This window comes from Streptomyces bluensis, assembly GCF_014650715.1.
Taxonomy (GTDB): domain Bacteria; phylum Actinomycetota; class Actinomycetes; order Streptomycetales; family Streptomycetaceae; genus Streptomyces; species Streptomyces bluensis.
This window is the reverse complement of sequence record NZ_BMVM01000012.1, coordinates 149,081-172,459: the sequence shown is the minus strand read 5'-3', so window position 1 is coordinate 172,459 and position 23,379 is coordinate 149,081. Positions and strand designations below refer to the sequence as shown.

27 protein-coding genes and 1 tRNA gene are annotated in these 23,379 nt (G+C 70.3%); 17 read left to right on the top strand and 11 right to left on the bottom strand.

Features of this window, described 5'->3' with window-relative positions; all coding sequences use genetic code 11:
- The first annotated feature begins 65 nt into the window (after positions 1 to 65).
- The 8 genes from IE262_RS27035 (at position 66) to IE262_RS27000 (ending at position 4,461) form a co-directional block, all read left to right on the top strand.
- Positions 66 to 722: a DUF2637 domain-containing protein gene (locus IE262_RS27035; RefSeq protein ID WP_189877322.1), complete on the top strand. Its 657-nt coding sequence runs from the start codon at positions 66 to 68 to the stop codon at positions 720 to 722.
- A gap of 19 nt (positions 723 to 741) precedes the next feature.
- Positions 742 to 933 carry a hypothetical protein gene (locus IE262_RS27030; protein WP_189877320.1) on the top strand — a complete coding sequence of 64 codons (192 nt, stop codon included), beginning with the start codon at positions 742 to 744 and terminating at the stop codon, positions 931 to 933.
- A complete protein-coding gene (locus IE262_RS27025) occupies positions 933 to 1,124 on the top strand; it encodes a mobile element transfer protein (RefSeq protein ID WP_189877318.1) in 192 nt (63 codons plus the stop codon). The genes IE262_RS27030 and IE262_RS27025 overlap by 1 nt, the downstream gene beginning before the upstream one ends.
- 25 nt (positions 1,125 to 1,149) lie before the next feature.
- Complete coding sequence (locus IE262_RS27020) at positions 1,150 to 1,344, top strand: hypothetical protein (protein WP_189877316.1); 195 nt, start codon at positions 1,150 to 1,152, stop codon at positions 1,342 to 1,344.
- A gap of 27 nt (positions 1,345 to 1,371) precedes the next feature.
- Positions 1,372 to 1,635 carry a SpdD protein gene (locus IE262_RS27015; protein ID WP_189877314.1) on the top strand — a complete coding sequence of 88 codons (264 nt, stop codon included), beginning with the start codon at positions 1,372 to 1,374 and terminating at the stop codon, positions 1,633 to 1,635.
- A 131-nt stretch (positions 1,636 to 1,766) separates the two neighbouring features.
- Entirely contained in the window at positions 1,767 to 3,110 is a 1,344-nt protein-coding gene (locus IE262_RS27010; protein ID WP_229877510.1) for a replication initiator, read from the top strand.
- A complete protein-coding gene (locus tag IE262_RS27005) occupies positions 3,107 to 3,295 on the top strand; it encodes a helix-turn-helix domain-containing protein (RefSeq protein ID WP_189877312.1) in 189 nt (62 codons plus the stop codon). The genes IE262_RS27010 and IE262_RS27005 overlap by 4 nt, the downstream gene beginning before the upstream one ends.
- Positions 3,295 to 4,461, top strand: a complete 1,167-nt coding sequence (locus IE262_RS27000; protein WP_189877310.1) for a site-specific integrase — start codon at positions 3,295 to 3,297, stop codon at positions 4,459 to 4,461. The genes IE262_RS27005 and IE262_RS27000 overlap by 1 nt, the downstream gene beginning before the upstream one ends.
- A 77-nt stretch (positions 4,462 to 4,538) precedes the next feature.
- On the opposite strand, the gene IE262_RS26995 is transcribed toward IE262_RS27000, so the two are convergent.
- The 3 genes from IE262_RS26995 to IE262_RS26985 all read right to left on the bottom strand — a co-directional run bounded on the left by IE262_RS26995 (position 4,539) and on the right by IE262_RS26985 (position 6,571).
- Positions 4,539 to 4,612 (bottom strand) — tRNA-Pro (locus IE262_RS26995).
- Positions 4,613 to 4,703: 91 nt separating this feature from the next.
- Entirely contained in the window at positions 4,704 to 5,519 is an 816-nt protein-coding gene (locus tag IE262_RS26990; RefSeq protein WP_189877308.1) for a Pr6Pr family membrane protein, read from the bottom strand.
- 125 nt (positions 5,520 to 5,644) lie between these two features.
- Positions 5,645 to 6,571, bottom strand: coding sequence for a metallophosphoesterase (locus IE262_RS26985; RefSeq protein ID WP_134034733.1), 927 nt, complete (start codon positions 6,569 to 6,571; stop codon positions 5,645 to 5,647).
- 313 nt (positions 6,572 to 6,884) lie between these two features.
- Between IE262_RS26985 and IE262_RS26980 the strand changes: the two genes are divergently transcribed.
- Complete coding sequence (locus IE262_RS26980; protein WP_189877306.1) at positions 6,885 to 7,352, top strand: GatB/YqeY domain-containing protein; 468 nt, start codon at positions 6,885 to 6,887, stop codon at positions 7,350 to 7,352.
- A gap of 104 nt (positions 7,353 to 7,456) precedes the next feature.
- Here the strand turns inward: IE262_RS26980 and IE262_RS26975 are convergent, their stop codons facing one another.
- Positions 7,457 to 9,730, bottom strand: a complete 2,274-nt coding sequence (locus tag IE262_RS26975) for a transglycosylase domain-containing protein (protein WP_189877305.1) — start codon at positions 9,728 to 9,730, stop codon at positions 7,457 to 7,459.
- Positions 9,731 to 10,339: 609 nt separating this feature from the next.
- Between IE262_RS26975 and wblA the strand changes: the two genes are divergently transcribed.
- Positions 10,340 to 10,678 carry a transcriptional regulator WblA gene (gene wblA, locus IE262_RS26970; protein WP_059133594.1) on the top strand — a complete coding sequence of 113 codons (339 nt, stop codon included), beginning with the start codon at positions 10,340 to 10,342 and terminating at the stop codon, positions 10,676 to 10,678.
- 131 nt (positions 10,679 to 10,809) lie between these two features.
- On the opposite strand, the gene bagB is transcribed toward wblA, so the two are convergent.
- Positions 10,810 to 12,474, bottom strand: a complete 1,665-nt coding sequence (bagB, locus tag IE262_RS26965; protein ID WP_229877509.1) for an ATPase BagB — start codon at positions 12,472 to 12,474, stop codon at positions 10,810 to 10,812.
- Positions 12,471 to 13,448 (bottom strand): ATPase BagA, encoded by a 978-nt coding sequence (gene bagA / locus IE262_RS26960; RefSeq protein ID WP_134034742.1) that lies wholly within the window; start codon positions 13,446 to 13,448, stop codon positions 12,471 to 12,473. The genes bagB and bagA overlap by 4 nt, the downstream gene beginning before the upstream one ends.
- Positions 13,449 to 13,576: 128 nt before the next feature.
- Here bagA and sp36 point away from each other — a divergent pair, with 128 nt between their 5' ends.
- From sp36 to IE262_RS26940, 4 genes are all read left to right on the top strand, one after another.
- Positions 13,577 to 13,738 (top strand): Sp36 family protein, encoded by a 162-nt coding sequence (gene sp36, locus IE262_RS26955; protein ID WP_003975360.1) that lies wholly within the window; start codon positions 13,577 to 13,579, stop codon positions 13,736 to 13,738.
- Entirely contained in the window at positions 13,735 to 14,202 is a 468-nt protein-coding gene (locus IE262_RS26950) for a RidA family protein (RefSeq protein WP_134034745.1), read from the top strand. Before sp36 ends, IE262_RS26950 begins: the two co-directional genes overlap by 4 nt.
- A 191-nt stretch (positions 14,203 to 14,393) precedes the next feature.
- A complete protein-coding gene (locus tag IE262_RS26945; RefSeq protein ID WP_189877303.1) occupies positions 14,394 to 15,263 on the top strand; it encodes an NUDIX hydrolase in 870 nt (289 codons plus the stop codon).
- A gap of 40 nt (positions 15,264 to 15,303) precedes the next feature.
- Positions 15,304 to 16,134, top strand: coding sequence for an MBL fold metallo-hydrolase (locus tag IE262_RS26940; protein ID WP_189877301.1), 831 nt, complete (start codon positions 15,304 to 15,306; stop codon positions 16,132 to 16,134).
- An 18-nt stretch (positions 16,135 to 16,152) separates the two neighbouring features.
- Here IE262_RS26940 and IE262_RS26935 read toward each other — a convergent pair whose 3' ends face one another.
- Both IE262_RS26935 and IE262_RS26930 read right to left on the bottom strand, forming a co-directional pair.
- Positions 16,153 to 17,001 carry a nucleotidyltransferase domain-containing protein gene (locus IE262_RS26935; protein WP_189877299.1) on the bottom strand — a complete coding sequence of 283 codons (849 nt, stop codon included), beginning with the start codon at positions 16,999 to 17,001 and terminating at the stop codon, positions 16,153 to 16,155.
- A gap of 59 nt (positions 17,002 to 17,060) precedes the next feature.
- The gene (locus tag IE262_RS26930) at positions 17,061 to 17,735 is read right to left on the bottom strand and encodes a Crp/Fnr family transcriptional regulator (protein ID WP_131558600.1); all 675 of its coding nucleotides are present in this window, start codon (positions 17,733 to 17,735) and stop codon (positions 17,061 to 17,063) included.
- Positions 17,736 to 17,986: 251 nt separating this feature from the next.
- On the opposite strand from IE262_RS26930, the gene nth reads away from it, so the two are divergent.
- From nth to IE262_RS26915, 3 genes are all read left to right on the top strand, one after another.
- Entirely contained in the window at positions 17,987 to 19,066 is a 1,080-nt protein-coding gene (gene nth / locus IE262_RS26925; RefSeq protein ID WP_189877297.1) for an endonuclease III, read from the top strand.
- A gap of 280 nt (positions 19,067 to 19,346) precedes the next feature.
- Positions 19,347 to 20,042: an NUDIX hydrolase gene (locus IE262_RS26920; protein ID WP_189877295.1), complete on the top strand. Its 696-nt coding sequence runs from the start codon at positions 19,347 to 19,349 to the stop codon at positions 20,040 to 20,042.
- Positions 20,043 to 20,162: 120 nt separating this feature from the next.
- A complete protein-coding gene (locus IE262_RS26915; protein WP_134034763.1) occupies positions 20,163 to 21,362 on the top strand; it encodes a MarP family serine protease in 1,200 nt (399 codons plus the stop codon).
- Positions 21,363 to 21,462: 100 nt separating this feature from the next.
- Here the strand turns inward: IE262_RS26915 and IE262_RS39700 are convergent, their stop codons facing one another.
- The 3 genes from IE262_RS39700 to IE262_RS26905 all read right to left on the bottom strand — a co-directional run bounded on the left by IE262_RS39700 (position 21,463) and on the right by IE262_RS26905 (position 23,338).
- Positions 21,463 to 21,642: a hypothetical protein gene (locus IE262_RS39700; protein WP_229877508.1), complete on the bottom strand. Its 180-nt coding sequence runs from the start codon at positions 21,640 to 21,642 to the stop codon at positions 21,463 to 21,465.
- A 182-nt stretch (positions 21,643 to 21,824) separates the two neighbouring features.
- A complete protein-coding gene (locus IE262_RS26910) occupies positions 21,825 to 22,862 on the bottom strand; it encodes an alpha/beta fold hydrolase (protein WP_229877507.1) in 1,038 nt (345 codons plus the stop codon).
- Positions 22,859 to 23,338, bottom strand: a complete 480-nt coding sequence (locus tag IE262_RS26905; protein ID WP_134034769.1) for a phage holin family protein — start codon at positions 23,336 to 23,338, stop codon at positions 22,859 to 22,861. Before IE262_RS26905 ends, IE262_RS26910 begins: the two co-directional genes overlap by 4 nt.
- Between the last annotated feature and the right edge of the window lie 41 nt (positions 23,339 to 23,379).

Here is a 23,379-nt window from a genome sequence, read left to right as displayed (position 1 = left end):
TCGGCGCGGCCGTCCCGCGCCACGTCCCTACCCCACCCATGCCTGGAACCGGAAGGAGTCGCGCCGTGCGTGCCCTGCCCGTCCGCGTTGACGCCGTGCTCGTTCAAGCACTGATCGCCGCCGCGCTGTCCTTCGCCCACCTGCACGACCTGGCCTCGGCCGCTGGACAGGACGGCTGGAAGGCGTGGGCCTATCCGGTCTCCGTCGACCTGCTGATGGTGGCGGCCTGGAGGCGGCTGCGTTCGGGGGAGGCGAAAGCGGCTGGCTGGTGCTGGTTCCTCGTCGCGCTGGCCGCGTCCCTCGGGGCCAACGTCGCCACCGCCGGACTGCTCGACCTGGACGACGTACCGGCCTGGCTGCGCATCCTCGTCGCGGGCTGGCCCGCGGTTGCCTTCCTGGGCGGCACGCTCCTTGCCCACGGATCAGCGAAGCCGAGCGAGGCTCCGGTGACGGCACCCGCACCGCCCTCGACGGCCACAGTCCCCGATCCCACCACCGCAGAAGTCGAGCGGCCCTCAACGGCGGCCGAACTCCCTGCCATCGAGCCGGAGTCGGCTCCGCCCTCACCGCCACCCGTACCGCCTGCCCTCGTCGCCCACGCCCGGAAGGTCGCCGACGAGCACCGCGCCCGGACCGGCACGGACATCGACACCTCGACCCTTCGCGCCCGGCTCGGCGTCCCGATGCCGCTCGCCGAAGCCATCGCCACCCAACTCACCTGACCCCGGAGGACTTTCCCCCTTGCGTCCGTCCACGCTCCGCGCGCTCAAGCGCGCCGCCGAGCTGACCCGCCAGAACCGACTCACCGAAGCAGTGCTGATCGCAGAGCCGGTGATCCTCACCGCCGACAGCTACGAGGGCGACGAGATCTTGCGCTGGCTGGCCGACCACGTCACCGACTTCACCGGCGAAACCGAAAAGGAGACCCCCTGATGCCCGCCAACCGCCGCTTCCGCCGCGTCGTCCGCATCGGCCCCGTACAGGTCGCCACCTACTACGACGGCCGGGGCCGCGAGAAGCACACCGCCGCCTGCACTGCACCGCGCTGCGGCTTCTCCGCCGATTACGACAGCCGCGCCGCCGCCGAGCTGGCCGCCCGAGCTCACCGCTGCTCCGTCCGCTGACCCCCGATCTGCTGAGGAGAACCCCGTGACTGTCTCACTGCCGCTCGTCTTCGTCCTGGGCATCGTCGCCTGGGCCGCGATCAAGTTCCTCGGCATCCGCCTCTGGGTCGCCGCCGTGATCGCCCTGTTCGGTTTCTGGCTCTCCCAGACCTTCCTCGCCCCGGCCATCGAGTCCGGCACCCGCTCCGGCGTCGACATCGTCAACGGCAACCACGACTGACCGTCCCGACCGACAAGGAGTCCCACGATGTTCCGCCCCAAGCTGCCCGACACCCCGCACGTCCCGAGCATCACCACGCACATCCCGCAGGACCACGCCCCGGCGCCCGCTCACTCCGCCGGCCGCCCAGCCGCCCCGTACGTGGGGGTCGGCGTCAGCGCGGTCGCCGCCGTGGTCGTCGTCGGCGTCGTGCTCACCGCGCTCCTGGCCGCCGTCGCCCTCTCAGCCATCTCCGTGGCCATCGCCGCCGTCGTCCTGCGCTCCCTCGTCACAGGCGCCAACAGGCGCTGACCGGCCGCCGGGGCGGCAACAAGCCGCCAAGCATCCCGCCGCCCCGGGGCCGTCCCTCCCAACCGCTGACACAGCCGAAAGGAAGTCCCATCATCACCCGGCAGACTCCGCCCCCGCTGGCGGAACTCTCCATGCTGGCCTCCCTGGGCACCATGCCCGAGCTGGCCCGGCAGCTGTCCGGCCTGGGTGGCTGCACCCACCCCATCCGCCTCGACGGCCACCGCACCGAGTACGAGGTCAACCAGACAACCGGCGAGATCGGCCGCGTCCTCAACCACCTGGACTCGACCACCCTCCCCGCCGGGAACCTCCTCGTCCGCTGCAACAACCGGCGTGCAACCCGTTGTGCGGCCTGCGCTGAGATCTACCGCCGCGACACCTACCAGCTGATCACCGCCGGGCTACGCGGCGGCAAGGGCACCCCCGAACAGGTCGCCACGCACCCGCGCGTCTTCGCCACCTTCACCGCCCCGAGCTTCGGCCCGGTCCACAACCGGCCCTCCAGCGGCCGGGCCTGCCGCTGCGGCACCCGCCACGACGAGACAGACCCCGCTCTCGGCACACCCATCGACCCTGAGACGTACGACTACGAAGCGGCCGTGCTCTGGAACGCCCACGCAGGAGCCCTCTGGCGCCGGTTCTCCATCTACCTGCGTCGTGAGGTCGCTAAGCGCGGCGGACTCACCCAACGCGCCTTCCGCGACCACGCGCGCATCTCCTTCGCCAAGGTCGCCGAGTACCAAAAGCGTGGCGCCGTCCACTTCCACGCGGTCATCCGCCTCGACGGCCCGGAAGGCGGCGACACGTCCCCTCCAGCCTGGGCCACGGCCGAGCTGCTTACCCACGCCATCCGAGCAGCCACCACCGCCGCACGCGTCAACGGCCCGCAGATCGATGGCCGAGCCCACACCTTCACCTTCGGCCGCCAACTCGACATCCGCACAATCCGCTCCGCTGACTTCGACGACGGCCAGGAGCTGACCGAACGCGCCGTAGCCGCGTACATCGCCAAGTACGCCACGAAAGGCGCCGAGACCGCGACCGGCACCCTCGACCGTCCCATCCGCTTCCTCGCCGAGCTGGCACAGGCCCGGATCACCGACCACGCCCGCCGCATGATCCGCACGGCCTGGACCCTCGGCGCACGCCCGGAGCTGGCAGACCTCCGCCTACGCGCCTGGGCCCACATGCTCGGCTTCCGCGGCCACTTCTCCACCAAGTCCCGCCGCTACTCCACCACCCTCGGTGCCCTCCGCGACGCCCGCGCCGAATGGCGCCGCGCCCAAGCGGCTCCCGTTGCCCCGCAGGACGGCGAAACAACCCTCGTCCTCGCCCACTGGGTCTTCGCCGGAACCGGCCTGTCCAACGCCGAAGCCTGGCTTGCCGCCAGCGTCCACGGTGATAGCCGACTCAGCCGAGAGGCCGCCCGCGAAGCCGGGCGAGACCACACCGACTTGGAAGGAGCCGCCGCATGAACACCGCCGCCTCTGAGTTGCTCACTGTGCCGGAGGTCATGGCACGGCTCAAGGTCGGACGCTCCAAGGTCTATGACCTGATCCGCACGCGCCGCCTGGCTTCCCTCAAAGTCGATGGTTGCCGCCGGATCCCTGATGACGCCGTACGCGACTTCATCGAGAACCAGATGAGCGAGGCTGCCTGATGACCAAGCGGCGTAGTCGCGGTGATGGCGGCCTGCACTGGGACGAGAAGAGACAGCGTTGGATCGCCACGGCGAACCTCGGCTTCGATCCGAGCGGTAAGCGGATCGTCAAGCGGGGGAGTGGCAAGACCAAGACCGAGGCGAAGAACAAGCTCAAGGAGGTGCTGCGGGACCATGAGGACGGCCTCGCGATCGCGCCCACGGGCTACACGGTCGCTGACGCCGTGAACGACTGGCTTACCTACGGCCTGGCGGGCCGTGACCAGGGCACGGTCGAGAACTGCACCATCCTGAGCAAGAACCATGTGATCCCAGCTCTGGGCGCCCGGAAGCTCCGCGACCTCAGCGCGGAAGACGTCGACCGCTGGCTGGCTGCCAAGGCCAAGATCCTCAGCACCCGCACGCTGCAGGCCATCCACTCCTGCCTGAACCGCTCGGTCAGGCGGGCCATGGCTCGGGACAAGGTGAAGCGCAACGTGGTCGAGCTGTGCTCAGTGCCCCAGGGGCAGGCGGGGCGGCCATCCAAAGCACTCACCTTCGCCCAGGCCGAGGCGGTACTCAGCGCGGCCGAGGGGACCTCGATGCACGCGTACATTGTCGTCGCCCTGCTGACTGGCGCGCGCACCGAGGAACTGCGGGCCCTCACCTGGGATCACGTCTTCTTGAAGGGGCGGCCGGACGTCGACCCGCCGCAGCCTCCGCACATCGCGGTGTGGCGCTCGGTCCGGCGCGGCGGAGATACGAAGACCCGGAAGTCCCGGCGAACGCTCGCTCTGCCGGCGCGTTGCGTGGATGTCCTCTGGCAGCAATTCGAAGACCAGGGCTGGGAACGGCTCGCCGCTGGGGACAAGTGGGAGGAACACGGGCTCGTGTTCTCCTCGGCCGTGGGCAAGCCGCTCGATGCTCCCAACGTGCGGCGGGCCTTCCGCCAGGCGCTCAAAGACGTCGAGGGACTCGACGCCGACGAGTGGACTCCTCGGGAGCTCCGGCACAGCTTCGTGTCCCTGCTCTCCGACCGTGGCGTCCCCCTGGAGGAGATCTCTCGTCTCGTCGGACACTCCGGCACGGCCGTGACCGAGGAGGTCTACCGGAAGCAGATCCGGCCCGTGATCCAGACCGGTGCCGTGGTCATGGATGGCATCTTCAAGCGGGGTCCAGAGCGTTAGTCACGCAGATAGACACACAGACGAAACAGGTGAGGGACCTAGGAACGTTCCTAGGTCCCTCACCTGCTGTTTCACTGTCGGGGTGGCGGGATTTGAACCCACGACCTCTTCGTCCCGAACGAAGCGCGCTGCCAAGCTGCGCTACACCCCGATCGTCGCTGCGCGTCGCGGCGACGTCGTTTACTTTAGCCCACTGGTGGCTGGAGACGAAATCCGGTTTTCCGGGAGGGGGCGGGGTCGGCTCACCAGTCCAGGCGGCCTCGGCGGGCGCGGACCGGGTTGGGGCGGAGGTGGTCGAGGGCGACCAGGAGGAGCCCCAGGGCGTAGCAGGCGAGGCCGATGAGGAGGGCGTTGGCGAGGACGCTCTTGTAGCCCTGCTGGTCCACGTCGAGGAAGGGGTAGAGGTACGACGCCGAGGAGCCGTCGGGCAGCAGTACGCCGCGGGCCAGCGTGAACGCGAGGTACGCCAGGGGGTAGAGCAGCCACGTCGCCGCGAGGGCCGGGCGCAGGGGGGCCGGGCGGGTGAGGAGCAGCCAGTCCGCGGCCACCGCGACGGGGAGCAGTGTGTGAAGGAGGGGGTTGGCCTGCGCGGGCCAGCCTGCGAGTGTGGCGATCTCTCCCGTTCCTGGCCCGGCTCCCGCGCCCAGGGTCGGGGTCGGGGTCGGTCCCATCGTGAGGAAGGGGGGCGAGCCCCCGGTGAGGATCATGTGGCAGATCAGGGCCGCGATCGAGACGTAGAGCAGCGTGCCGCCCGTCACCAGGGGTGGCAGGGGGCGGCGGGCCGTCCAGGCCCGTGAGGCGGAGGAGGTGAAGACCACCGCCACCAGCACACCGGTCTGGATCATGAAGTAGCTCAGGACGTGGGGCGGGCTGCCCCGGACCAGTTCGACGCCCACGCCCGTTGCCGCCGTCAGTGCCACCAACAGGCGGAAGGCGGCTGCCACCGGGCGCCGGTTCGGGGCGACCACCGCGCTTGCGGGGACGACGGACTGCAGCGGCGCGGGCATGCCCGGTATCACGGGAAGGTCGGGTATGTCCCTGGGTATCGGTGCGGTCATGCGTTCACGCTAAGTCGCGTCGACAAAACCGGCTAAATGGGGCACTCCGTATGGGTGAGGTGCTGGGGACGCGCCCCCCGAACCCGTTCCGTGCGGGCAGTTGTCAGGGAGTCACCGTGCTGCTGTCACTCCCGTCCCACCAGCGTCAGCAGTGATGCCTCAGGCGGGCAGGCGAACCGTACGGGCGTGTAGCGGTTCGTGCCGCAGCCCGCCGACACGTGCAGGTACGCCGTTCGCTCGTCCACCGTGTGCGTGGACAGGCCCTTGACCCGGTCCGTGTCCAGGTCGCAGTTGGTCACGAGTGCGCCGTAGAAGGGGATGCAGAGCTGGCCGCCGTGGGTGTGGCCGGCGAGGACCAGGCGGTAACCGTCCGCGGTGAAGGCGTCGAGCGAGCGGAGATACGGGGCGTGCACCACACCCATCGAGAAGTCGGCTGATGCGGAGGGGCCGCCCGCCACGCGCTCGTACCGGTCCCGCTTGATGTGCGGGTCGTCCAGGCCGGTCAGCTCAACCTCCATGCCCTCGATCTTCAGCGTGCCGCGCGTGTTCGTGAGGTTCAGCCAGCCCGCCGTGTCGAAGCCGTCCCGCAGCTCCTCCCAGGGGTTGTGGATGACGCCCACCGCCGGTGCGTTGCCGTTCAGACCGTGGCGGCCCTGGGCCTTCTCCAGCAGGTAGCGGGCGGGGTTGCGCAGCTTCGGGCCGTAGTAGTCGTTCGAACCGAAGACGTATGCCCCCGGGAACTCCATCAGCGGGCCCAGCGCGTCCAGTACCTCGGGGACGCCCTCCGGGTCGGAGAGGTTGTCCCCGGTGTTGATGACGAAGTCGGGGCGCAACCCGGCCAGGGAGCGCAGCCAGCGTTGTTTCTTGCGCTGTCCGCTGACCATGTGGATGTCGGAGATCTGGAGTATGCGCAGCGGCCGCATGCCGGACGGCAGCACCGGCACCGTCACCCGGCGCAGCCGGAAGGAGCGGGCCTCGAACCCCGCCGCATAGACCAGACCGGCGGCGCCCACCGCCGCGATGCCCAGAGGTACTCCGTATCGCGCTCGCATACACCCATCGTGTCAGACCCGCGCGACACCTCGCTCAGCCTGTGGATAACCAGGGCCGGTCGCGGGTGGCCTCCCCAAGTCCCCTTGTGGAGAAGGCGGAAGAGGCGAGGCAGATGTCGGCCGATGGCCCGCATCACGTTCAGCACCGAGTCCTGCACCGAGTCCTGCACCGAGTCCTGCACTGAGGCCTGCATCGGGTCCTGCATCGTGTCCAGCAGCAATTCGCCGGCGCCCGGCCATGTCCTGCCACGCCCTGCCACGTCCCGTGAAATCAACGGGCGGTCGACCCTGCGCACCTGCGACAATTGATCTCATGACCACGCTCAAGTCGAAGCTGCAGGAAGACCTCAACGCCGCGATCAAGGAGCGCGACGAGCTCCGCTCCTCGACGCTCCGGCTGACGCTCGCCGCGATCACCAAGGAAGAGGTCGCGGGCAAGGAGAAGCGCGAGCTCTCCGACGACGAGGTCCTGAAGGTGATCACCAAGGAGGCGAAGAAGCGGCGCGAGGCCGCGGACGCCTTCGCGCACGGTGGCCGGGTCGAGCAGGCCGAGCGGGAGAAGGCGGAGGGCGAGGTCCTCGCGGCCTATCTGCCCAAGCAACTCTCTGACGAAGAGCTCCGGCAGATCGTCGCCCAGGCCGTCGACGAGGCGAGGGCGGCCGGTGCCGAGGGGCCGCGCGCGATGGGCCAGGTCATGAAGATCGTCAACCCGAAGGTGGCGGGCCAGGCCGAGGGCGGTCGCGTCGCCGCGGTGGTCAAGCAGCTTCTCGCAGGCGGCTGAGCAGCATCTCGAAGCTCCGATACGGCGGTGGGGTGCCCCCTTTCCCAAGGGGGCACCCCACCGCCGTATCCGGCCGACGGGTTACCGATCGGCCGGACGACCGGTCAGCCGAACCCGCCGCCGCCGTTCCCGTTCCTGCCGCCGTTGCCCTGGCCCTGGATGAAGCCCTCCGGGATGGAGAAGGACGGGGTGGGGAACTCGCCGCCGGTGCCGCCGTTGACCAGGCCGCCGGTGCCGCCGTTCCCCCTGTTGTCGTTGTTGTCCCCGTTGTCGCGGCCCTGGCCACGGTCGCGCTCACGCTTGCGCTCGTCGGGGATGTTGATCAGGTTGAAGTTGGGTGCGTCCTTGCCCACCAGCGCGCCGTTCATCATGTCGCGCCAGATCGGGCCGGGGACCTCACCGCCGTACACCTTGGGGTAGTAGGCGCCGCCGATGCGGATGTCGACCATGCGCCGCTTGTGCGCCGGGTCGCCGACCCAGACGGCACCCGCCATGTTCGGCGTGTAGCCCACGAACCAGGCGGCGTAGCGGAAGTCCGTCGTACCGGTCTTGCCGGCGCTGGGGCGGCTGCCGAGACCCGCCTGTGTACCCGTACCGTCCTCGACCACGCCCTTGAGCAGGGTGTTCATCGTGTCGGCGGTGGTCTCCGACATCGCACGCGAACAGGTCGACTTCGGGACGTCGAGGGACTTCGTCCGCCCGCCGACGCTCTGCTTGATCGACTCGATGGCGACCGGCGTGCAGTACATGCCGCGTGAGGCGAAGGTCGCGTACGCGTTCGCCATCGTCAGGGGCGACATCTCCTGGGTGCCGAGGGCGATCGACGGGTTCTGGCCCATCTTGCCGCCGTCCGCGCGGTTGACGCCCATCTGCCCTGCCATCTTCGTGACCGGGCAGATACCGATGTCGGCGATCAACTGCACGTAGTAGGTGTTCACCGACTTGGCGGTGGCCTCCTTCATGCCGTACGGGCCGACCTCCGACTCGTTCTCGTTGGTGAGCTTGGCGCCGTCGGTGTTCACCCAGTTCTTGCCGTCGCAGGCCGCGATCGGGCTCGGGTAGGGCATCTCGTACGGCGACGAGTACCGCTTCGTCGGGGCCATACCGCCCTCGATGGCGGCCGCGGCGACGATCGGCTTGAACGTCGAACCGGGCTGGTAGCCGGCGCCGCCACCCATGTCCGCGTCGACCGAGAGGTTGATCGTCGTCTCGTTCTGCTTGGTGTCGATGCCGTACGGGCGGGACTGGCCCATCCCCAGGATCTTGCCGGTGCCGGGCTCGACGATGCTGGCGGCGGTCGCCACGTCGTCGCTCTGGTTGACGTGCGTCTTGATCGAGTCCTGGACCGACTGCTGGGCCTGCGGGTCCATCGTCGTCCGGATCGTCAGGCCGCCCTGGTTCCAGATCTTGGCCCGGGCCTCCTTGGACTTGCCGAAGACCGGGTCGTTCAGGAACACCTCGCGCACGTAGTCGCAGAAGAAGCCGGCGCCCTTGACCGCCGTGATGCAGCCGTTCTTCGGCTTGCTGACGTCGAGCCCCAGGGGCGCCCTCTTGGCCTTGTCCGCCTGAGCCCGGGAGATGTCGCCGACGTCGGCCATGCGCTGAAGCACCAGGTTGCGCCGCTTCTTGGCCTCCGCCTCGTCGTTGATCGGGTCGTAACGCGTCGGCGACTGGACGATGCCGGCGAGGAGCGCGGCCTCGCCCAGTTCCAGGTCCTTGGCGGGCTTGGAGAAGTAGCGCTGGGCGGCGGCCTCGATGCCGTACGCCTGCTGCCCGAAGAACGTGATGTTGAGGTAGTTCTCCAGGATCTTCTTCTTGCCGAGTTCTTCCTCCAGCTGGATCGCGTACTTCAGCTCGCGGATCTTGCGGCCGAGGGTCTGCTGGGTGGCCTGGGCGACCTTCGTCGGGTCGTCGCCGGCCTCCTCCACCGCGACGTTCTTCACGAGCTGCTGCGTCAGCGTGGACGCGCCCTGCTCGACGCCGCCGCTCTGCGCGTTCTTGTTGAGGGCGCGCAGGATGCCCTTGAGGTCGACCGCGCCGTGCTCGTAGAAGCGCGAGTCCTCGATCGCGACGATCGCCTTCTGCATGGCGGGCGCGACGTCCTTGAGCGCGACCACGGTGCGGTCACGGGAGTAGACCGTGGCGATCTGGCCGCCCTCGCTGTCGAGGATCGTCGTGCGCTGGCTCAGGGGCGGGCGCTTCAGGTTGGCCGGGAGCTCGTCGAAACCCTCCACCGATCCCTTCGCGGCCAGCCCGAGGGCGCCGACCGCGGGCAGTGCGATGCCCGCCATGACGGCCCCCGCGAGCACACTGACACCGAGGAACTTGGCGGCCTGCTGCGTTGGCGACAGACCTCCGCCCGAGCGCTTGTTTGGCATGGGGGCAGCCTAATCCGTAGTGATGAGCGTTCCGAGGGAGCGGGTGCCTCTCGGAATGTTCGAGTACAGGATCGTGACATCTCGGCGCCGCCGGGCCGTGACCACGGTCACGCGGGCGTCCGGCGGGTGACGCTGTGCGGATGGCGCTGTGCGGATGACGTCGGGCGGATGACGTCGGGCCAATGTCTGATGCCGAGGCAACGGATGTGTCTACGTTCTCATTCGCCGGACACGCGCATATGCCTTGGCCTAAGCTGCTCTCGACTGTCACAGCAGTAGGCCCATGTATCAAGTACGTCTGGCGAACCCGAATCGTTCCGACGTTCTGCCCACTTTTTTTCGAGGACGTGCCCGAATTCGCCGCGTGTGTCACTTGGCGTCCGTTGTGGAGCGGCTTAACTGTCCCGTTCTGACGGGAAGGTCACGTATGACCTCAGGTCACTCCCGCGGGTGATCTGCCGCTTACCCATAGTCCGTTCGGGCCATTCAAGATTGGGCCCGACGGGGGTGTTGCGCTGTGCCCACCTTCCGTAACGTCCTCAACTGGCGGCGGTGAATATGCCGCTGCCGCCGTGGGGGAGCCTCGATTCGGGAGAGGACGGCGCCGGTATGGGCTGGGTAACCGACTGGAGTGCGCAGGCTGCCTGCCGCACTACCGATCCGGATGAACTGTTCGTTCAGGGAGCAGCGCAGAACAGGGCCAAGGCGGTGTGCACCGGGTGTCCGGTACGCACGGAATGCCTGGCCGACGCGCTCGACAACCGCGTGGAGTTCGGCGTGTGGGGAGGCATGACGGAGCGCGAGCGCCGCGCACTGCTGCGCAGGCGTCCGACTGTCACGTCGTGGCGCAGGCTGCTGGAGACCGCGCGTACGGAGTACGAGCGCGGCGCGGGCCTGCTGCCACTCGACGAGGAAGAGGTGTACGAGAACTACGCGGCGGTGGGCTGAGCGCGGTGGGCTGAGCAGAGTGCGTTGACTGCCGCGCCGCTGAGGACGCCCTTGTGGCGTCGGCGCGTCGGGCAGGTGCGCCGGCTGCTGGGTGCCCCGGGCCTCCTGTACCGGTTGTAGGTCCGGACGACTCAGGCGTCGGTCGTGGGCAGTTCCGGCCGTATGGCCGCGAGCCGGTCACCGATGTCCCGCAGGCCGGCGAGGTCATGGACGTCGCCGGGCAGTGCGCCCACTTCGGCCACGGCCACCTCGGGGTGGAGCGCGGTGAAGCGGTCGCGCGTGCGCTGCTCGCGGGAGAGCAACTGCATGCGCTCGGCGTGCAGTCTCAGGAGGCCTGCGGTGAGTTGGTCGACGGTCCGGTCCGTCCGGTCCGCGGTGGCCCGGTCTGCGGCGGGGGAGCCTGCTTCGGGTGCGGGAACCTCGGACTCGTGACCCTCGGATGCGGGAGGTGCTGAACTGCCGTACGCGTCGGGAGGGTTACGAAGTCCTTCTTTCCCGTCCACCTGATCGACAATGCGGGGCTCGGCAAGATTTTCCGCGGCGGCGGGATCGGCAGGGGCTGCCGTGGCCGACTCGCCCTTGGCTGGATCGGCTGAGGCCGGATCGACTGTGGCCAGGTCAGCTGTGGCCGGGTCAGCTGTGGCCGGATCGGCCGCAGGGGGATCAGACACGGAAGGCTCGGCCGCGGAGGGACCAGACGCGGAAGGACCGGCCGCGGTGGGATTGGCCGCGGAAGGTGCGGCCGCGGTGGGATCAGTCGTGGAAGGATCCGCCTGGTCGGCCGCGAGATCGAGGTTCTCCGCAGCGGCGAGTGCGCGCTCGGCGGACAGTTGGGCGGCGCCGCTGCCGTGGACCCGGTTGAGCACCAGACCGGCGAGCGGCATGTCCTCGGCGGCCAGTCGCTCCACGAAGTACGCGGCCTCGCGCAGCGCGTCCCGCTCCGGGGCCGCCACCACCAGGAACGCCGTACCGGGCGCCTGCAGCAGCTTGTACGTGGCGTCCGCGCGCGTGCGGAACCCGCCGAACATCGAGTCCATGGCGGCCACAAAGGTCTGCACGTCCGTCAGGAGCTGGCCCCCGAGAAGCTTCCCGAGGGCGCCCGTCATCATCGACATCCCGACGTTCAGGAACTTCATCCCCGCACGCCCGCCCATCTTCGCGGGCGCCAGCAGCACCCGGATCAGCTTCCCGTCCAGGAACGACCCCAGCCGCTTCGGGGCGTCCAGGAAGTCCAGCGCGGAGCGCGACGGCGGCGTGTCGACGACGATCAGGTCCCACTCGTCCCGGGCACGCAGCTGCCCCAGCTTCTCCATCGCCATGTACTCCTGCGTGCCCGCGAAGCCCGCCGAGAGCGACTGGTAGAAGGGATTGCCCAGGATGGCGGCCGCCCGCCCGGGGTCCGCGTGCGCCTCGACGATCTCGTCGAAGGTGCGCTTCATGTCGAGCATCATGGCGTGCAGTTCGCCGCCGGTGCTCTCGTCGACGCCCTTCACCCGGCGCGGCACGTTGTCCAGCGAGTCGATGCCCATGGCCTGCGCCAGCCTGCGCGCGGGGTCGATGGTGAGCACCACGACCTTGCGGCCGCGCTCGGCGGCACGCAGCCCCAGGGCCGCCGCCGTCGTCGTCTTGCCGACGCCTCCGGACCCGCAGCACACCATGATGCGGGTCTTCGGGTCGTCGAGCAGTGGATCCACCGCCAGGGCGCGGGTGGAGGCGATCGCTCGATGGGGGTCGTGCGGGTGGGCCGGGTCGCGCGTGGAGGCCAAGCTGTGCGTGGGGGCCGGGTCCTGACTCATGAGATCCCTTGCTGACGCAGTTCCGTGGCCAGTTCGTACAGGCCCGCCAGGTCCATGCCCTCGACGAGCAGCGGGAGTTCGTGCAGCGGCAGGGCCAGCTCCCGCAGTACGGCCCGCTGCTCGTGCTCCAGGGTGTGGCGCTCGGCGTACTCGGCGGCCTGCTCCAGCAGCGGCTCCACGAGCCGCTCGGCGTGGCCACCGCGCCGCGCTCCGCCGAGCCCGGCCGCCGAGAGCGACCTGGCGATGGACGGACGGGACGCGGCCCGCAGGAACTCCAGGTCGTCGCCGTCGAGTACGGCCGGACGCACCATGTTCACAATGACCCGGCCCAACGGCAGCCCGGCCGAGCGCAGCTCCGCGATGCCGTCCACGGTCTCCTGGACGGGCATCTCCTCCAGGAGCGCCACCAGGTGCACGGCGGTCTCGCGGGACTTCAGGACCCGCATCACCGCCTGGGCCTGATTGTGTATCGGGCCGATCTTCGCCAGGCCCGCCACCTCGTCGTTCACGTTGAGGAAGCGGGTGATGCGGCCCGTGGGCGGCGCGTCCATCACCACGTAGTCGTACAGGAACCGGCCGCTCCTGTCCTTGCGGCGCACCGCCTCGCACGCCTTGCCGGTCAGGAGCACGTCCCTGAGGCCCGGCGCGATGGTGGTGGCGAAGTCGATGGCGCCCAGCTTCTTCAGGGCGCGGCCGGCACCGCCCAGCTTGTAGAACATCTGGAGGTAGTCCAGAAGAGCCAGTTCGGGATCGATCGCGAGCGCGTACACCTCGCCACCGCCCGGAGCCACGGCGATCTTCCGCTCCTCGTACGGCAGCGCCTCCGTCTCGAAGACCTGCGCGATGCCCTGCCTGCCCTCCACCTCGACGAGGAGAGTGCGCTTGCCCTCCGTCGCGAGGGCGAGCGCGAGTGCTGCGGCGACCGTGGTCTTGCCGGTACCGCCCTTGCCGCTGACGACCTGGAGCCTGCTCACGCCTTCGAGCCTAACCAGTCCGCGTACGGCCTACGCGGGAGGCTGTGGATAACGCGGCTGCTGTCGGCCCCATGAGCCCCGTACGACCCCCGCATGAACCCCGCTGCGCAACGGCTAGAGTCGGCCCCATGACCAAGTGGGAATACGCAACCGTGCCGCTGCTCGTCCACGCCACGAAGCAGATTCTGGACACCTGGGGCGAGGACGGCTGGGAGCTCGTCCAGGTCGTGCCCGGGCCGAACAACCCCGAGCAGCTGGTGGCCTACCTGAAGCGGGAGAAGCAGGCGTGAGTGCCGTCGAGGCGAAGCTCGCCGAGCTCGGGCTGAGCCTGCCGGAGGTCGTGCCGCCGCTCGCCGCGTACCAGCCCGCCGTGCGGTCGGGCGTGTACGTGTACACCGCCGGGCAGCTGCCCATGGTGGACGGCAAGCTGCCGGTCACCGGCAAGGTCGGCGCGGAGGTCACCCAGGAGGAGGCCAAGGACCTGGCACGCACCTGCGCGCTCAACGCGCTCGCCGCGGTCAAGTCGGTCGCCGGTGACCTCGACCGCGTCGCGCGCGTGGTGAAGGTCGTGGGCTTCGTCGCCTCGGCCCCCGACTTCACGGGCCAGCCCGCCGTCCTCAACGGCGCCAGTGAACTGCTCGGCGCGGTCCTCGGCGACAAGGGCGTCCACGCCCGCAGCGCCGTCGGCGTGGCGGTGCTTCCGCTGGACGCGCCCGTGGAGGTCGAGATCCAGGTGGAGCTGACGGAGGGGTGAGCGACGGCTCCGGGGACAGCGGTGCCCGGCGCGGTACGGCGCCGCCGTTCCTGTCGGGAAAGCCGTTCCTGTCGGGAAATCCGTGACCAGGAGCACCGGTTCGTAGGACGCGTAGAACGTGTAGTACGCGCCCCAGGAGCAACCGATTGTTGCCTCTCGAACATCAGCGCACTACGGGATAGCCTCCGGCCATGGCGAACGGTCAGTGGTACCCACCGGAGTGGCCGGAACGCATTCGCGCGCTGGCGGAGGGCACGCTCACCCCGGTCGTCCCCAAGAGGGCGGCCACGGTCATCCTGCTCAAGGACACCGACGGCACCCCCGTGGTGCACATGCTGCGCAGACGCGCCTCCATGGCCTTCGCCGGAGGCGCGTACGCGTACCCGGGCGGTGGTGTGGACCCCCGCGACGACGAACGCCACATCCGCTGGGCGGGCCCCACGCGCGCGTGGTGGGCGGACAGACTGGGGGTCGACGAGGCCGGCGCCCAGGCCGTCGTCTGCGCGGCTGTACGCGAGACCTACGAGGAGGCGGGTGTCCTCCTCGCGGGCCCGACCGCCGACTCCGTGGTCGGCGACACGACGGGGGAGGACTGGGAGGCGGACCGCGCGGCCGTGGCCGCCCGCGACCTGTCCTTCGCGGAGTTCCTGGAGCGCAGGGGCCTGGTGCTGCGTTCCGACCTCCTCGGCGTGTGGACCCGGTGGATCACCCCGGAGTTCGAGCCCCGCCGCTACGACACCTGGTTCTTCGTGGCCGCCCTCCCCAAGGGCCAGCGCACCCGCAACGCCTCCACGGAGGCCGACCGCACCGTGTGGATCCGCCCCCGCGACGCGGCCGACGCGTACGACAAGGGTGAGCTGCTGATGATGCCGCCCACCATCGCGACCCTGCGCCAGCTCGTCCCGTACGCCTCGGCCGCGGAGGCACTGGCCGCCGCGCCCGGCCGTGACATGACCGCGGTCCTGGCACGGGCCCGCCTGGAGGACGGCGAGATCGTCCTCTCCTGGCCCGGTCACGACGAGTTCACCAAGCACATCCCGACGGGGCGAACCCCCGCATGAGTCACGTCCTGATGAGCCACGTCCTGGAAGAGGCCCCCGCATGACGGACGCCGCCGCACTTCCCGGCCAGCCACGGGGTGGGGTCGTCTCGGGCGCCGCCACCCCGCGCGCCGTCAACGTGCTCGCGCCCAACGCGTCCCCGATGACCCTCGACGGCACGAACACCTGGATCCTGTCCGAGCCCGACTCCGAACTGGCGGTCGTCGTCGACCCGGGGCCGCTGGACGACGGACACCTGCGGAACGTCGTCGACACGGCGGAGAGGGCCGGAAAACGGTTCGCGCTGACGCTGCTCACGCACGGGCACCCCGACCACGCGGAGGGCGCGGCGCGGTTCGCCGAGCTCACGGGAACCACGGTGCGCGCGCTCGACCCGGCACTGCGGCTCGGGGACGAGGGGCTGGGCGCGGGCGACGTGGTGACCGTCGGCGGGCTTGAGCTGCGGGTCGTCCCCACACCCGGGCACACCGCCGACTCGCTGTGCTTCCATCTCCCGGCCGATCGGGCGGTCCTGACGGGTGACACCATCCTGGGCCGCGGAACGACGGTCGTGGCCCACCCGGACGGCCGTCTCGGGGACTATCTCGACTCCCTGCGGCGGCTCCGGTCACTGACCGTCGACGACGGCGTCCACACCGTCCTCCCCGGCCACGGCCCCGTCCTCGACGACGCCCAGGGCGCCGTCGAGTTCTATCTCGCCCATCGCGCCCACCGGCTCGCCCAGATCGAGACGGCGGTCGAGGACGGCTACCGCACGGCGGCCGAGCTCGTGGCCCACGTGTACGCGGATGTGGACCGGTCACTGTGGCCGGCGGCCGAACTGTCGGTACGGGCGCAGCTGGACTACCTGACGGAGCACGGCCTGATCTGACGCCGGGCCGCTGCCGCCTCAGGGGCGCGCTGCCTTGACGCCGTGCACGCGCGCGTACTCCTCGGCGAGCCACGGGCCGAGGTCGTCCACGTAGCAGCGCAGGACGGCCGGGTCGGGCCCCGGCTCGTACGCCGCGACCGCCGCCGACCGCATCTGCCCGGCGCGCTCCGGGTAGTACTGCCCGAACACCTCGGCCATAGCGTGCAGGTCGCTGGTCCAGCCGTTCCAACGGGGCATGACCAGGGTGAAGCCTGTGCGGACGAGGTGGCGGGAGACGCCACGGACGAGGGAGCGCCGGGCTTTCTCGGTGGCCGCGTCGCCGGACGCGCCACCGGTCACTTCCTCGATCCGTTTGCGCCACCGCTGAAGGCGCAGGGTGAGATCGCCGTTGGTCTCGCGCGCGAGGAGCGAGTCCGGGCGGTAGCGGGGCAGGTACTGGGCGAGGTCTTCGCCCAGGAGAGGCGTGCAGAGGCAGGCGACGAACCAACCCAGGTCGTACCTCTCCAGGGCACTCAGCAGCCGCGTACGGCTGTGCAGCAGGGTGCCGGAGCCGTCGATCTGCGGGAACTCCAGGTCGAGCGCCTCATCGAGGGCACGGGCCTCCGCGCGGTCCGCCTCCGTGGGTTCCTGGCGGAGGGCGACGAGGAGGTCCAGGTCGCTGCGCCCCACGCGCGCGGTGCCGCGGGGGACCGAGCCGTAGAGGTACGCGCTGTGCAGGCGGGTGCCGAAGGCGTCGAGGATCCGGTCTCGCGCGGTGGCGACGACGGGACGGAACGCCTGGGGGATCCGCCCGAGGGATCCCTCGCGTTCGATGCAGCCCTGCGGGTCGAGCCCTCTGGGGGCTCTGGAGTGCTCAGTTCCGGCCACGTGATCACTGTGAATGAGGCCCCGCTCCAGGGAGCGGGACCCCGTCGGTGTGCCGGAAGTCAGCGGGAACGCTTGGCGAGGCGCTCGACGTCCAGGAGGATCACCGCGCGGGCCTCCAGACGCAGCCAGCCACGGCCGGCGAAGTCCGCGAGGGCCTTGTTGACCGTCTCACGGGAGGCGCCGACGAGCTGGGCGAGCTCTTCCTGCGTGAGGTCGTGCACCACGTGGATGCCTTCCTCGGACTGCACGCCGAAGCGACGCGAGAGGTCCAGGAGCGCGCGGGCCACGCGGCCGGGGACATCCGAGAAGACCAGGTCGGACATCTGGTCGTTGGTCTTGCGCAGTCGGCGGGCGACCGCGCGCAGCAGGGCGCCGGCCACCTCCGGGCGGGCGTTCAGCCAGGGCTGGAGGTCGCCGTGGCCCAGGCCGAGCAGCTTGACCTCGGTCAGTGCGGTGGCCGTCGCCGTACGCGGGCCCGGGTCGAACAGCGACAGTTCGCCGATGAGCTCACTGGGGCCCACGACGGCCAGCATGTTCTCCCGGCCGTCCGGGGACGTGCGATGAAGCTTGACCTTGCCCTCCGTGACCACGTACAGGCGGTCACCGGGGTCGCCCTCATGGAACAGGGCGTCACCGCGCGCGAGGGTCACCTCACTCATGGAGGCGCGAAGCTCCGCGGCCTGCTCGTCGTCGAGCGCGGCGAAGAGCGGATTGCGCCGCAGAACGTCGTCCACGAGTTCTCTCCTTGTCGACCTGCTCAGGGGATCTTGCTCCCCGTGGTACCAGGGGACCGTGCTCCCCATATTGCCCGACGGTCCAAACAGTGTGATCTGTCACAAGGATGCCGTACAGGTGTGCCCACGTGTCCGGCAGGGGTCCAATTGCCGGCCGGTCTTCTGGGTCAGGGGCAGATGTCGGTGCCTGGCTTTAGGCTGGCCGGGTGTCCAAATCGCCGGTGAGAGCACAGGTCAAGGGAGCTGGACGGGTGGTTGCACGGCGCGATTCCGCTGTGGGCGAACAGGTCCCCGCGGAAGCGAAGAAAGCGACAAAGGCGGCAGAAGCGGGTGCGGCCGCGAGGTCGGCCGCTGCCGAGGAGCCAGGAGGGAAGCCTGTCCGGAAGTCGGCCCCGAAGAAGGCCGCTCCGGCCGGGAAAGCCGCTCCAGCCGGAAGAATCACTCCGGCTGGAAGAGCCGCCCCGTCCAAGAAGGCTGCTCCTTCGAACTCCGAGCCCGCCGTCAAGGAGGGACCGGGCGGCAAGGCCGGGGACAAGAAGCCCCCGAAGCCCCCGAAGACCGAGTCGCGCACCGCGCTCGTCCGCCGGGCCCGCCGTATCAACCGCGAGCTCGCCGAGGCGTACCCGTACGCCCACCCGGAGCTGGACTTCGAGAACCCCTTCCAGCTGATTGTGGCCACGGTCCTGTCGGCCCAGACCACCGACCTGCGCGTGAACCAGACGACGCCGGCGCTCTTCGCGAAGTACCCGACGCCCGAGGACCTTGCCGCGGCCAACCCCGAGGAGGTCGAGGAGATCCTGCGGCCGTGCGGCTTCTTCCGGGCCAAGACCAAGTCGGTCATGGGACTGTCGAAGGCCTTGGTGGAGGACTTCGGCGGGGAGGTGCCCGGGCGGCTGGAGGACCTGGTCAAACTGCCCGGCGTCGGCCGGAAGACCGCCTTCGTCGTGCTCGGCAACGCCTTCGGGCGACCCGGGATCACGGTGGACACGCACTTCCAGCGTCTGGTCCGGCGCTGGAAGTGGACCGAGGAGACCGAGCCGGACAAGATCGAGGCGGCCGTCGGCGCGCTCTTCCCGAAGACCGAGTGGACGATGCTCTCGCACCACGTGATCTTCCACGGCCGCCGTATCTGCCACGCCCGCAAGCCCGCGTGCGGCGCCTGCCCCATCGCCCCGCTCTGCCCGGCGTACGGCGAGGGCGAGACGGACCCGGAGAAGGCGAAGAAGCTCCTGAAGTACGAGAAGGGCGGCTTCCCGGGCCAGCGCCTCAAGCCCCCGCAGGCGTACCTGGACGCCGGCGGCATCCCGGCACCCCCGCTGGGGGCCGGATGACAGCCGGCACAGCAGGACACCCACACGGCGCCCGCACGGCTGGAAGGCCGTACGGCGCCCATACGCCAGGACACCCGACCGGCGCCCGCACGGCTGGAAGGCCGTACGGCGCCCATACGCCAGGACACCCGACCGGCGCCCGCACGGCTGGAAGGCCGTACGGCGCCCGCACGGCAGGAAGCCCCCGCGGCGCCCGTACGGCGCGACACCCACACGAGGGACCCGCGGAACGATCTGCCGTGGCGTGCGCGTTGGGATCGGCAGAGCGACGGGGGTGGCGATGACGCACGCGAGCAACACGCACGACGGGCGGCTGGTGCTGAGCAAGGACGGCCTGCCCGGCTGGCTGGACCCGGTGGCCCACGCCGCCGAGACGGTGGAGCCACCGCAGCTGAGCAGATTCCTCCCGCCGGCGAACGGCGAGGGCCGGCAGTCCGCCGTGCTCATCCTGTTCGGCGAGGGAGAGCGCGGGCCCGAGCTGCTGCTCATGGAGCGGGCGAGCTCGCTGCGGTCGCACGCGGGCCAGCCCTCCTTCCCCGGAGGCGCCCTGGACCCCGAGGACGGCGACCCCAAGGCCGACGGGCCGCTGCGGGCGGCTCTCCGCGAGGCCGAGGAGGAGACCGGGCTCGACCCGAGCGGCGTCCAGCTGTTCGGCGTGCTGCCCAGGCTGTACATCCCGGTGAGCGGCTTCGTGGTCACTCCCGTGCTGGGCTGGTGGCGAGTGCCGAGCCCGGTGGATGTCGTCGATCCGAACGAGACGGCCCGTGTCTTCACCGTCCCCGTGGCGGATCTCACGGACCCCGGCAACCGCGCCACCGCCATCCACCCCAGCGGTCACAGAGGCCCGGCATTCCTGGTCGAATCGGCCCTGGTGTGGGGATTCACGGCCGGAATCATCGACCGTCTGCTGCACTTCGCGGGCTGGGAGCGGCCTTGGGACCGGGACAAGCAGGTCCCGCTCGACTGGCGCGCATGACAGGGTGACAGCCGTGCTGTGTTTTTCCGGGGGACGCCGTGCCCGTGTGCCACTGCGGGGTGGCCCCGTCGCCCGGCCGGGGATTGGCGACCGCAAGGTGACGAGGCGAGGCTTGAAGCAGTGAACGTGCTGGACATCCTGTTGCTGGTCGCCGCCGTGTGGTTCGCGATCGTGGGCTACCGCCAGGGCTTCGTCGTCGGCGTCCTCTCGGTGATCGGCTTCCTCGGTGGCGGCCTCGCCGCGGTCTATCTGCTCCCGGTCGTCTGGGACGCGCTGACCGACGACGCGGAGGTAAGTACGACCGCCGCCGTTGTCGCGGTGATCGTCGTCATCGTCTGCGCCTCGGTCGGCCAGGCCCTGACCACCCACTGGGGCAGCAGACTCCGCCGCTACATCACCTGGTCCCCGGCCCGCGCCCTCGACGCCACCGGGGGCGCTTTTGTCAACGTGGTGGCGATGCTCCTGGTCGCCTGGCTGATCGGTTCCGCGCTCGCGGGGACGACGCTGCCGACGCTGGGCAAGGAGGTGCGCAACTCCAGGGTGCTCCACGGTGTGTCGAGCACCCTCCCCGACCAGGCCGACACCTGGTTCGCGGACTTCTCCTCGGTCCTCGCGCAGAACGGCTTCCCACAGGTCTTCAGCCCGTTCTCGAACGAGAAGATCCCCGAGGTCCAGCCCCCCGACCCGAGGCTGGCGAACAGCGCGGTCGCCCAGCAGGCCAAGAAGTCCATCGTCAAGGTCATGGGCACCGCCGAGAGCTGCGGCAAGGTCCTCGAAGGCACCGGGTTCGTCTTCGGCCGGCGCCGCGTGATGACCAACGCGCACGTGGTCGGCGGCGTCGACGAGCCCACCGTCCAGATAGGGGGCGAGGGCCGCAGGTACGACGCCACGGTCGTCCTCTACGACTGGGAGCGCGACATCGCCGTACTGGACGTGCCGAACCTGAACGCGCCGGCGCTGCAGTTCTCGCCCGAGGACGCCGCCACCGGCGACAGCGCGATCGTGGCGGGCTTCCCGGAGAACGGCGCGTACGACGTGCGCCCCGCGCGGGTGCGGGGCCGCATCACCGCCAACGGCCCGGACATCTATCACCGCGGCACCGTCAGCCGTGACGTGTACTCGCTGTACGCGACCGTCCGCCAGGGCAACTCCGGCGGCCCGCTGCTCACGCCCGACGGCAAGGTGTACGGCGTGGTCTTCGCGAAGTCCCTCGACGACCCCGAGACCGGGTACGCGCTGACCGTGGACGAGGTCCAGGAGGACATCACCAGAGGCCGAGCGGCCAACCAGCAGGTGGGCAGTGACAGCTGCGCTCTCTAGCGACAGCCGCCCTCTAGCGAGAACTGCCCTCTAGCGGCAGCTGCGCCTCTAGCTAGCTACAGCTGGTGCGCTCTCCAGGGCCGACCGACGGCGGAACGGCTCAGGCGCGCGCGTGGCGCAGCCGCGCCGAGACCCAGCGGGCCCGGCGGCGCAGAATGTGTGGAATGCCCAGCCGGGAGTCCGCGCCCGAAAGCTGCGGACCACCTCCCTGACGGGAGCTCAGGCCCGCGGCGGGGCGGCGGTTGCGTGCTGCGTCACTGTAGTCGTGCGTCCAGCCCATACCCCGTCCTCTGCCCCTGCCCCAAGGTCGATAACCGCCCCCAAGCCCCCCAATTGGCCTATGCGCCAGGCATGTGGCCGTTCACAGGAACTTCGTAAAACGTTCGTGGGGCCTTCGGGGGACCTGTGTGGGGCAGGTGTTCCCATCCGGGTGCCGTCCGGGTACAGGACGCATCCGGACGGTCACCGATCGGGTTCGGGATCCTTCAGCCAGTTGATCAGTTCGGTCGAGAACGCGACCGGGTCCTCCTCGTGCGGGAAGTGCCCCAGACCGTCGAACAGACGCCAGCGGTACGGGGCCTCGACGTACTCTCCGGAGCCGGCCGCGCTCCGGGTGCGCAACACGGGGTCCAGCGAGCCGTGCAGGTGCAGGGTGGGCACGCGCACCGGGCGCTTCATACGGCGGTTGAACTGGATGCCGTCCGGGCGGGCCATCGAGCGGACCATCCACCGGTACGGCTCGATCGAGCAGTGCGCCGTCGACGGGATGCACATGGCGCGCTGGTACGTCTCCACGGTCTCGTCGTCCGGCAGCCGCGGCCCCGACCAGTCCCGCACCAGCCGGCCCACCAGGGCTCCGTCGTCGGCGGTGAGCTGCCGCTCGGGGATCCAGGGCCGCTGGAAGCCCCAGATGTAGGAGCCGGCGGCCGTCTGCTTGACGTCCGACAGCATGGCCGAGCGCCAGCGCCTGGGGTGCGGCATCGAGGCGACCGCGAGCCGCCGTACGAGCTTGGGGCGCATCACGGCGGCCGTCCACGCCAGGTAGCCGCCGAGGTCGTGGCCGACCAGCGCGGCGTCGGGCTCCCCGAGGGACCGCACGACTCCGGTGATGTCGAGGGCCAGGTTGGCGGGGTCGTAGCCGCGGGGCGTACGGTCGCTGCCGCCGACGCCCCGCAGATCCATCGCCACGGCCCGGTAGCCGGCATCGGCGAGGGCGACCAGCTGATGCCGCCACGTCCACCAGAACTGCGGGAAACCGTGCAGCAGCAGGACCAGCGGTCCGTCACCCAGCTCGGCGATGTGGAAGCGCGCGCCGTTGGCCGCGACGTCCCGGTGCGCCACCTTCGCGCCGGGCACGTCCAGCCGTACGACTGAGGCGGGCGGCGCGGCGGAGGTCCCGGAGGCCGCGGCCGGCGGGGAGGCCGGGACCTCGGAAGACGCCGAGGAGGCCGAGGACGCCGAGGATGCCGGGGTGTCCGAAGGGGTGGCGGGGTCCGTCATGAGGACGAGCGTGCCACAGCCTCGACGGGGGCGTCGGCCTGGCTGGGCCGACGGGGGTGCGGCTTGGCGTTCTGCAGGACACCCGCGGTCTCCTTCATGGAGGAGGCGACCTTCTGCGGGCCCTGTCCCTTCTTGGCCTTCTTGGCGAAGGCGACACCGATCAGTGCGAGGAGTCCGGCGACCAGCACGTTGGCCGCGAACGACAGCAGGAAGCAGACCGCGAGGTTCCAGCCGCTCCAGGTCCGGATGCCGTACGCGAGGGCGAAGTTCAGCATCGGCAGGGAGAAGAGCAGCACCGCGCCGGCCGCCGCGAACGCCCCGCCGCCCATCGCGCCGCGCTTGACGTCGTGCTTGAGCTGGGCCTTGGCCAGCGCGATCTCGTCGTGCACCAGCGCGGACATCTCGGTGGTCGCCGTGGCGAACAGTTGGCCGATGCTGCGTTCGGCGCCGACCGGGCTGCCGTCGGGTGCGCTCATCGAAGTCTCCCTCACTTGCGTCCTCGGCCTCCCCGGGGCTG

Coding starts and splice junctions, on each gene's coding strand:
- IE262_RS27025 (WP_189877318.1), top strand. CDS start 933: ATGCCCGCCAACCGCCGCTTCCGCCGCGTCGTCCGCATCGGCCCCGTA.
- IE262_RS27015 (WP_189877314.1), top strand. CDS start 1,372: ATGTTCCGCCCCAAGCTGCCCGACACCCCGCACGTCCCGAGCATCACC.
- IE262_RS27010 (WP_229877510.1), top strand. CDS start 1,767: ATGCTGGCCTCCCTGGGCACCATGCCCGAGCTGGCCCGGCAGCTGTCC.
- IE262_RS27005 (WP_189877312.1), top strand. CDS start 3,107: ATGAACACCGCCGCCTCTGAGTTGCTCACTGTGCCGGAGGTCATGGCA.
- IE262_RS27000 (WP_189877310.1), top strand. CDS start 3,295: ATGACCAAGCGGCGTAGTCGCGGTGATGGCGGCCTGCACTGGGACGAG.
- IE262_RS26990 (WP_189877308.1), bottom strand. CDS start 5,519: ATGACCGCACCGATACCCAGGGACATACCCGACCTTCCCGTGATACCG.
- IE262_RS26985 (WP_134034733.1), bottom strand. CDS start 6,571: ATGCGAGCGCGATACGGAGTACCTCTGGGCATCGCGGCGGTGGGCGCC.
- IE262_RS26980 (WP_189877306.1), top strand. CDS start 6,885: ATGACCACGCTCAAGTCGAAGCTGCAGGAAGACCTCAACGCCGCGATC.
- IE262_RS26975 (WP_189877305.1), bottom strand. CDS start 9,730: ATGCCAAACAAGCGCTCGGGCGGAGGTCTGTCGCCAACGCAGCAGGCC.
- wblA (WP_059133594.1), top strand. CDS start 10,340: ATGGGCTGGGTAACCGACTGGAGTGCGCAGGCTGCCTGCCGCACTACC.
- bagB (WP_229877509.1), bottom strand. CDS start 12,474: ATGAGTCAGGACCCGGCCCCCACGCACAGCTTGGCCTCCACGCGCGAC.
- sp36 (WP_003975360.1), top strand. CDS start 13,577: ATGACCAAGTGGGAATACGCAACCGTGCCGCTGCTCGTCCACGCCACG.
- IE262_RS26945 (WP_189877303.1), top strand. CDS start 14,394: ATGGCGAACGGTCAGTGGTACCCACCGGAGTGGCCGGAACGCATTCGC.
- IE262_RS26940 (WP_189877301.1), top strand. CDS start 15,304: ATGACGGACGCCGCCGCACTTCCCGGCCAGCCACGGGGTGGGGTCGTC.
- IE262_RS26920 (WP_189877295.1), top strand. CDS start 19,347: ATGACGCACGCGAGCAACACGCACGACGGGCGGCTGGTGCTGAGCAAG.
- IE262_RS39700 (WP_229877508.1), bottom strand. CDS start 21,642: ATGGGCTGGACGCACGACTACAGTGACGCAGCACGCAACCGCCGCCCC.
- IE262_RS26910 (WP_229877507.1), bottom strand. CDS start 22,862: ATGACGGACCCCGCCACCCCTTCGGACACCCCGGCATCCTCGGCGTCC.
- IE262_RS26905 (WP_134034769.1), bottom strand. CDS start 23,338: ATGAGCGCACCCGACGGCAGCCCGGTCGGCGCCGAACGCAGCATCGGC.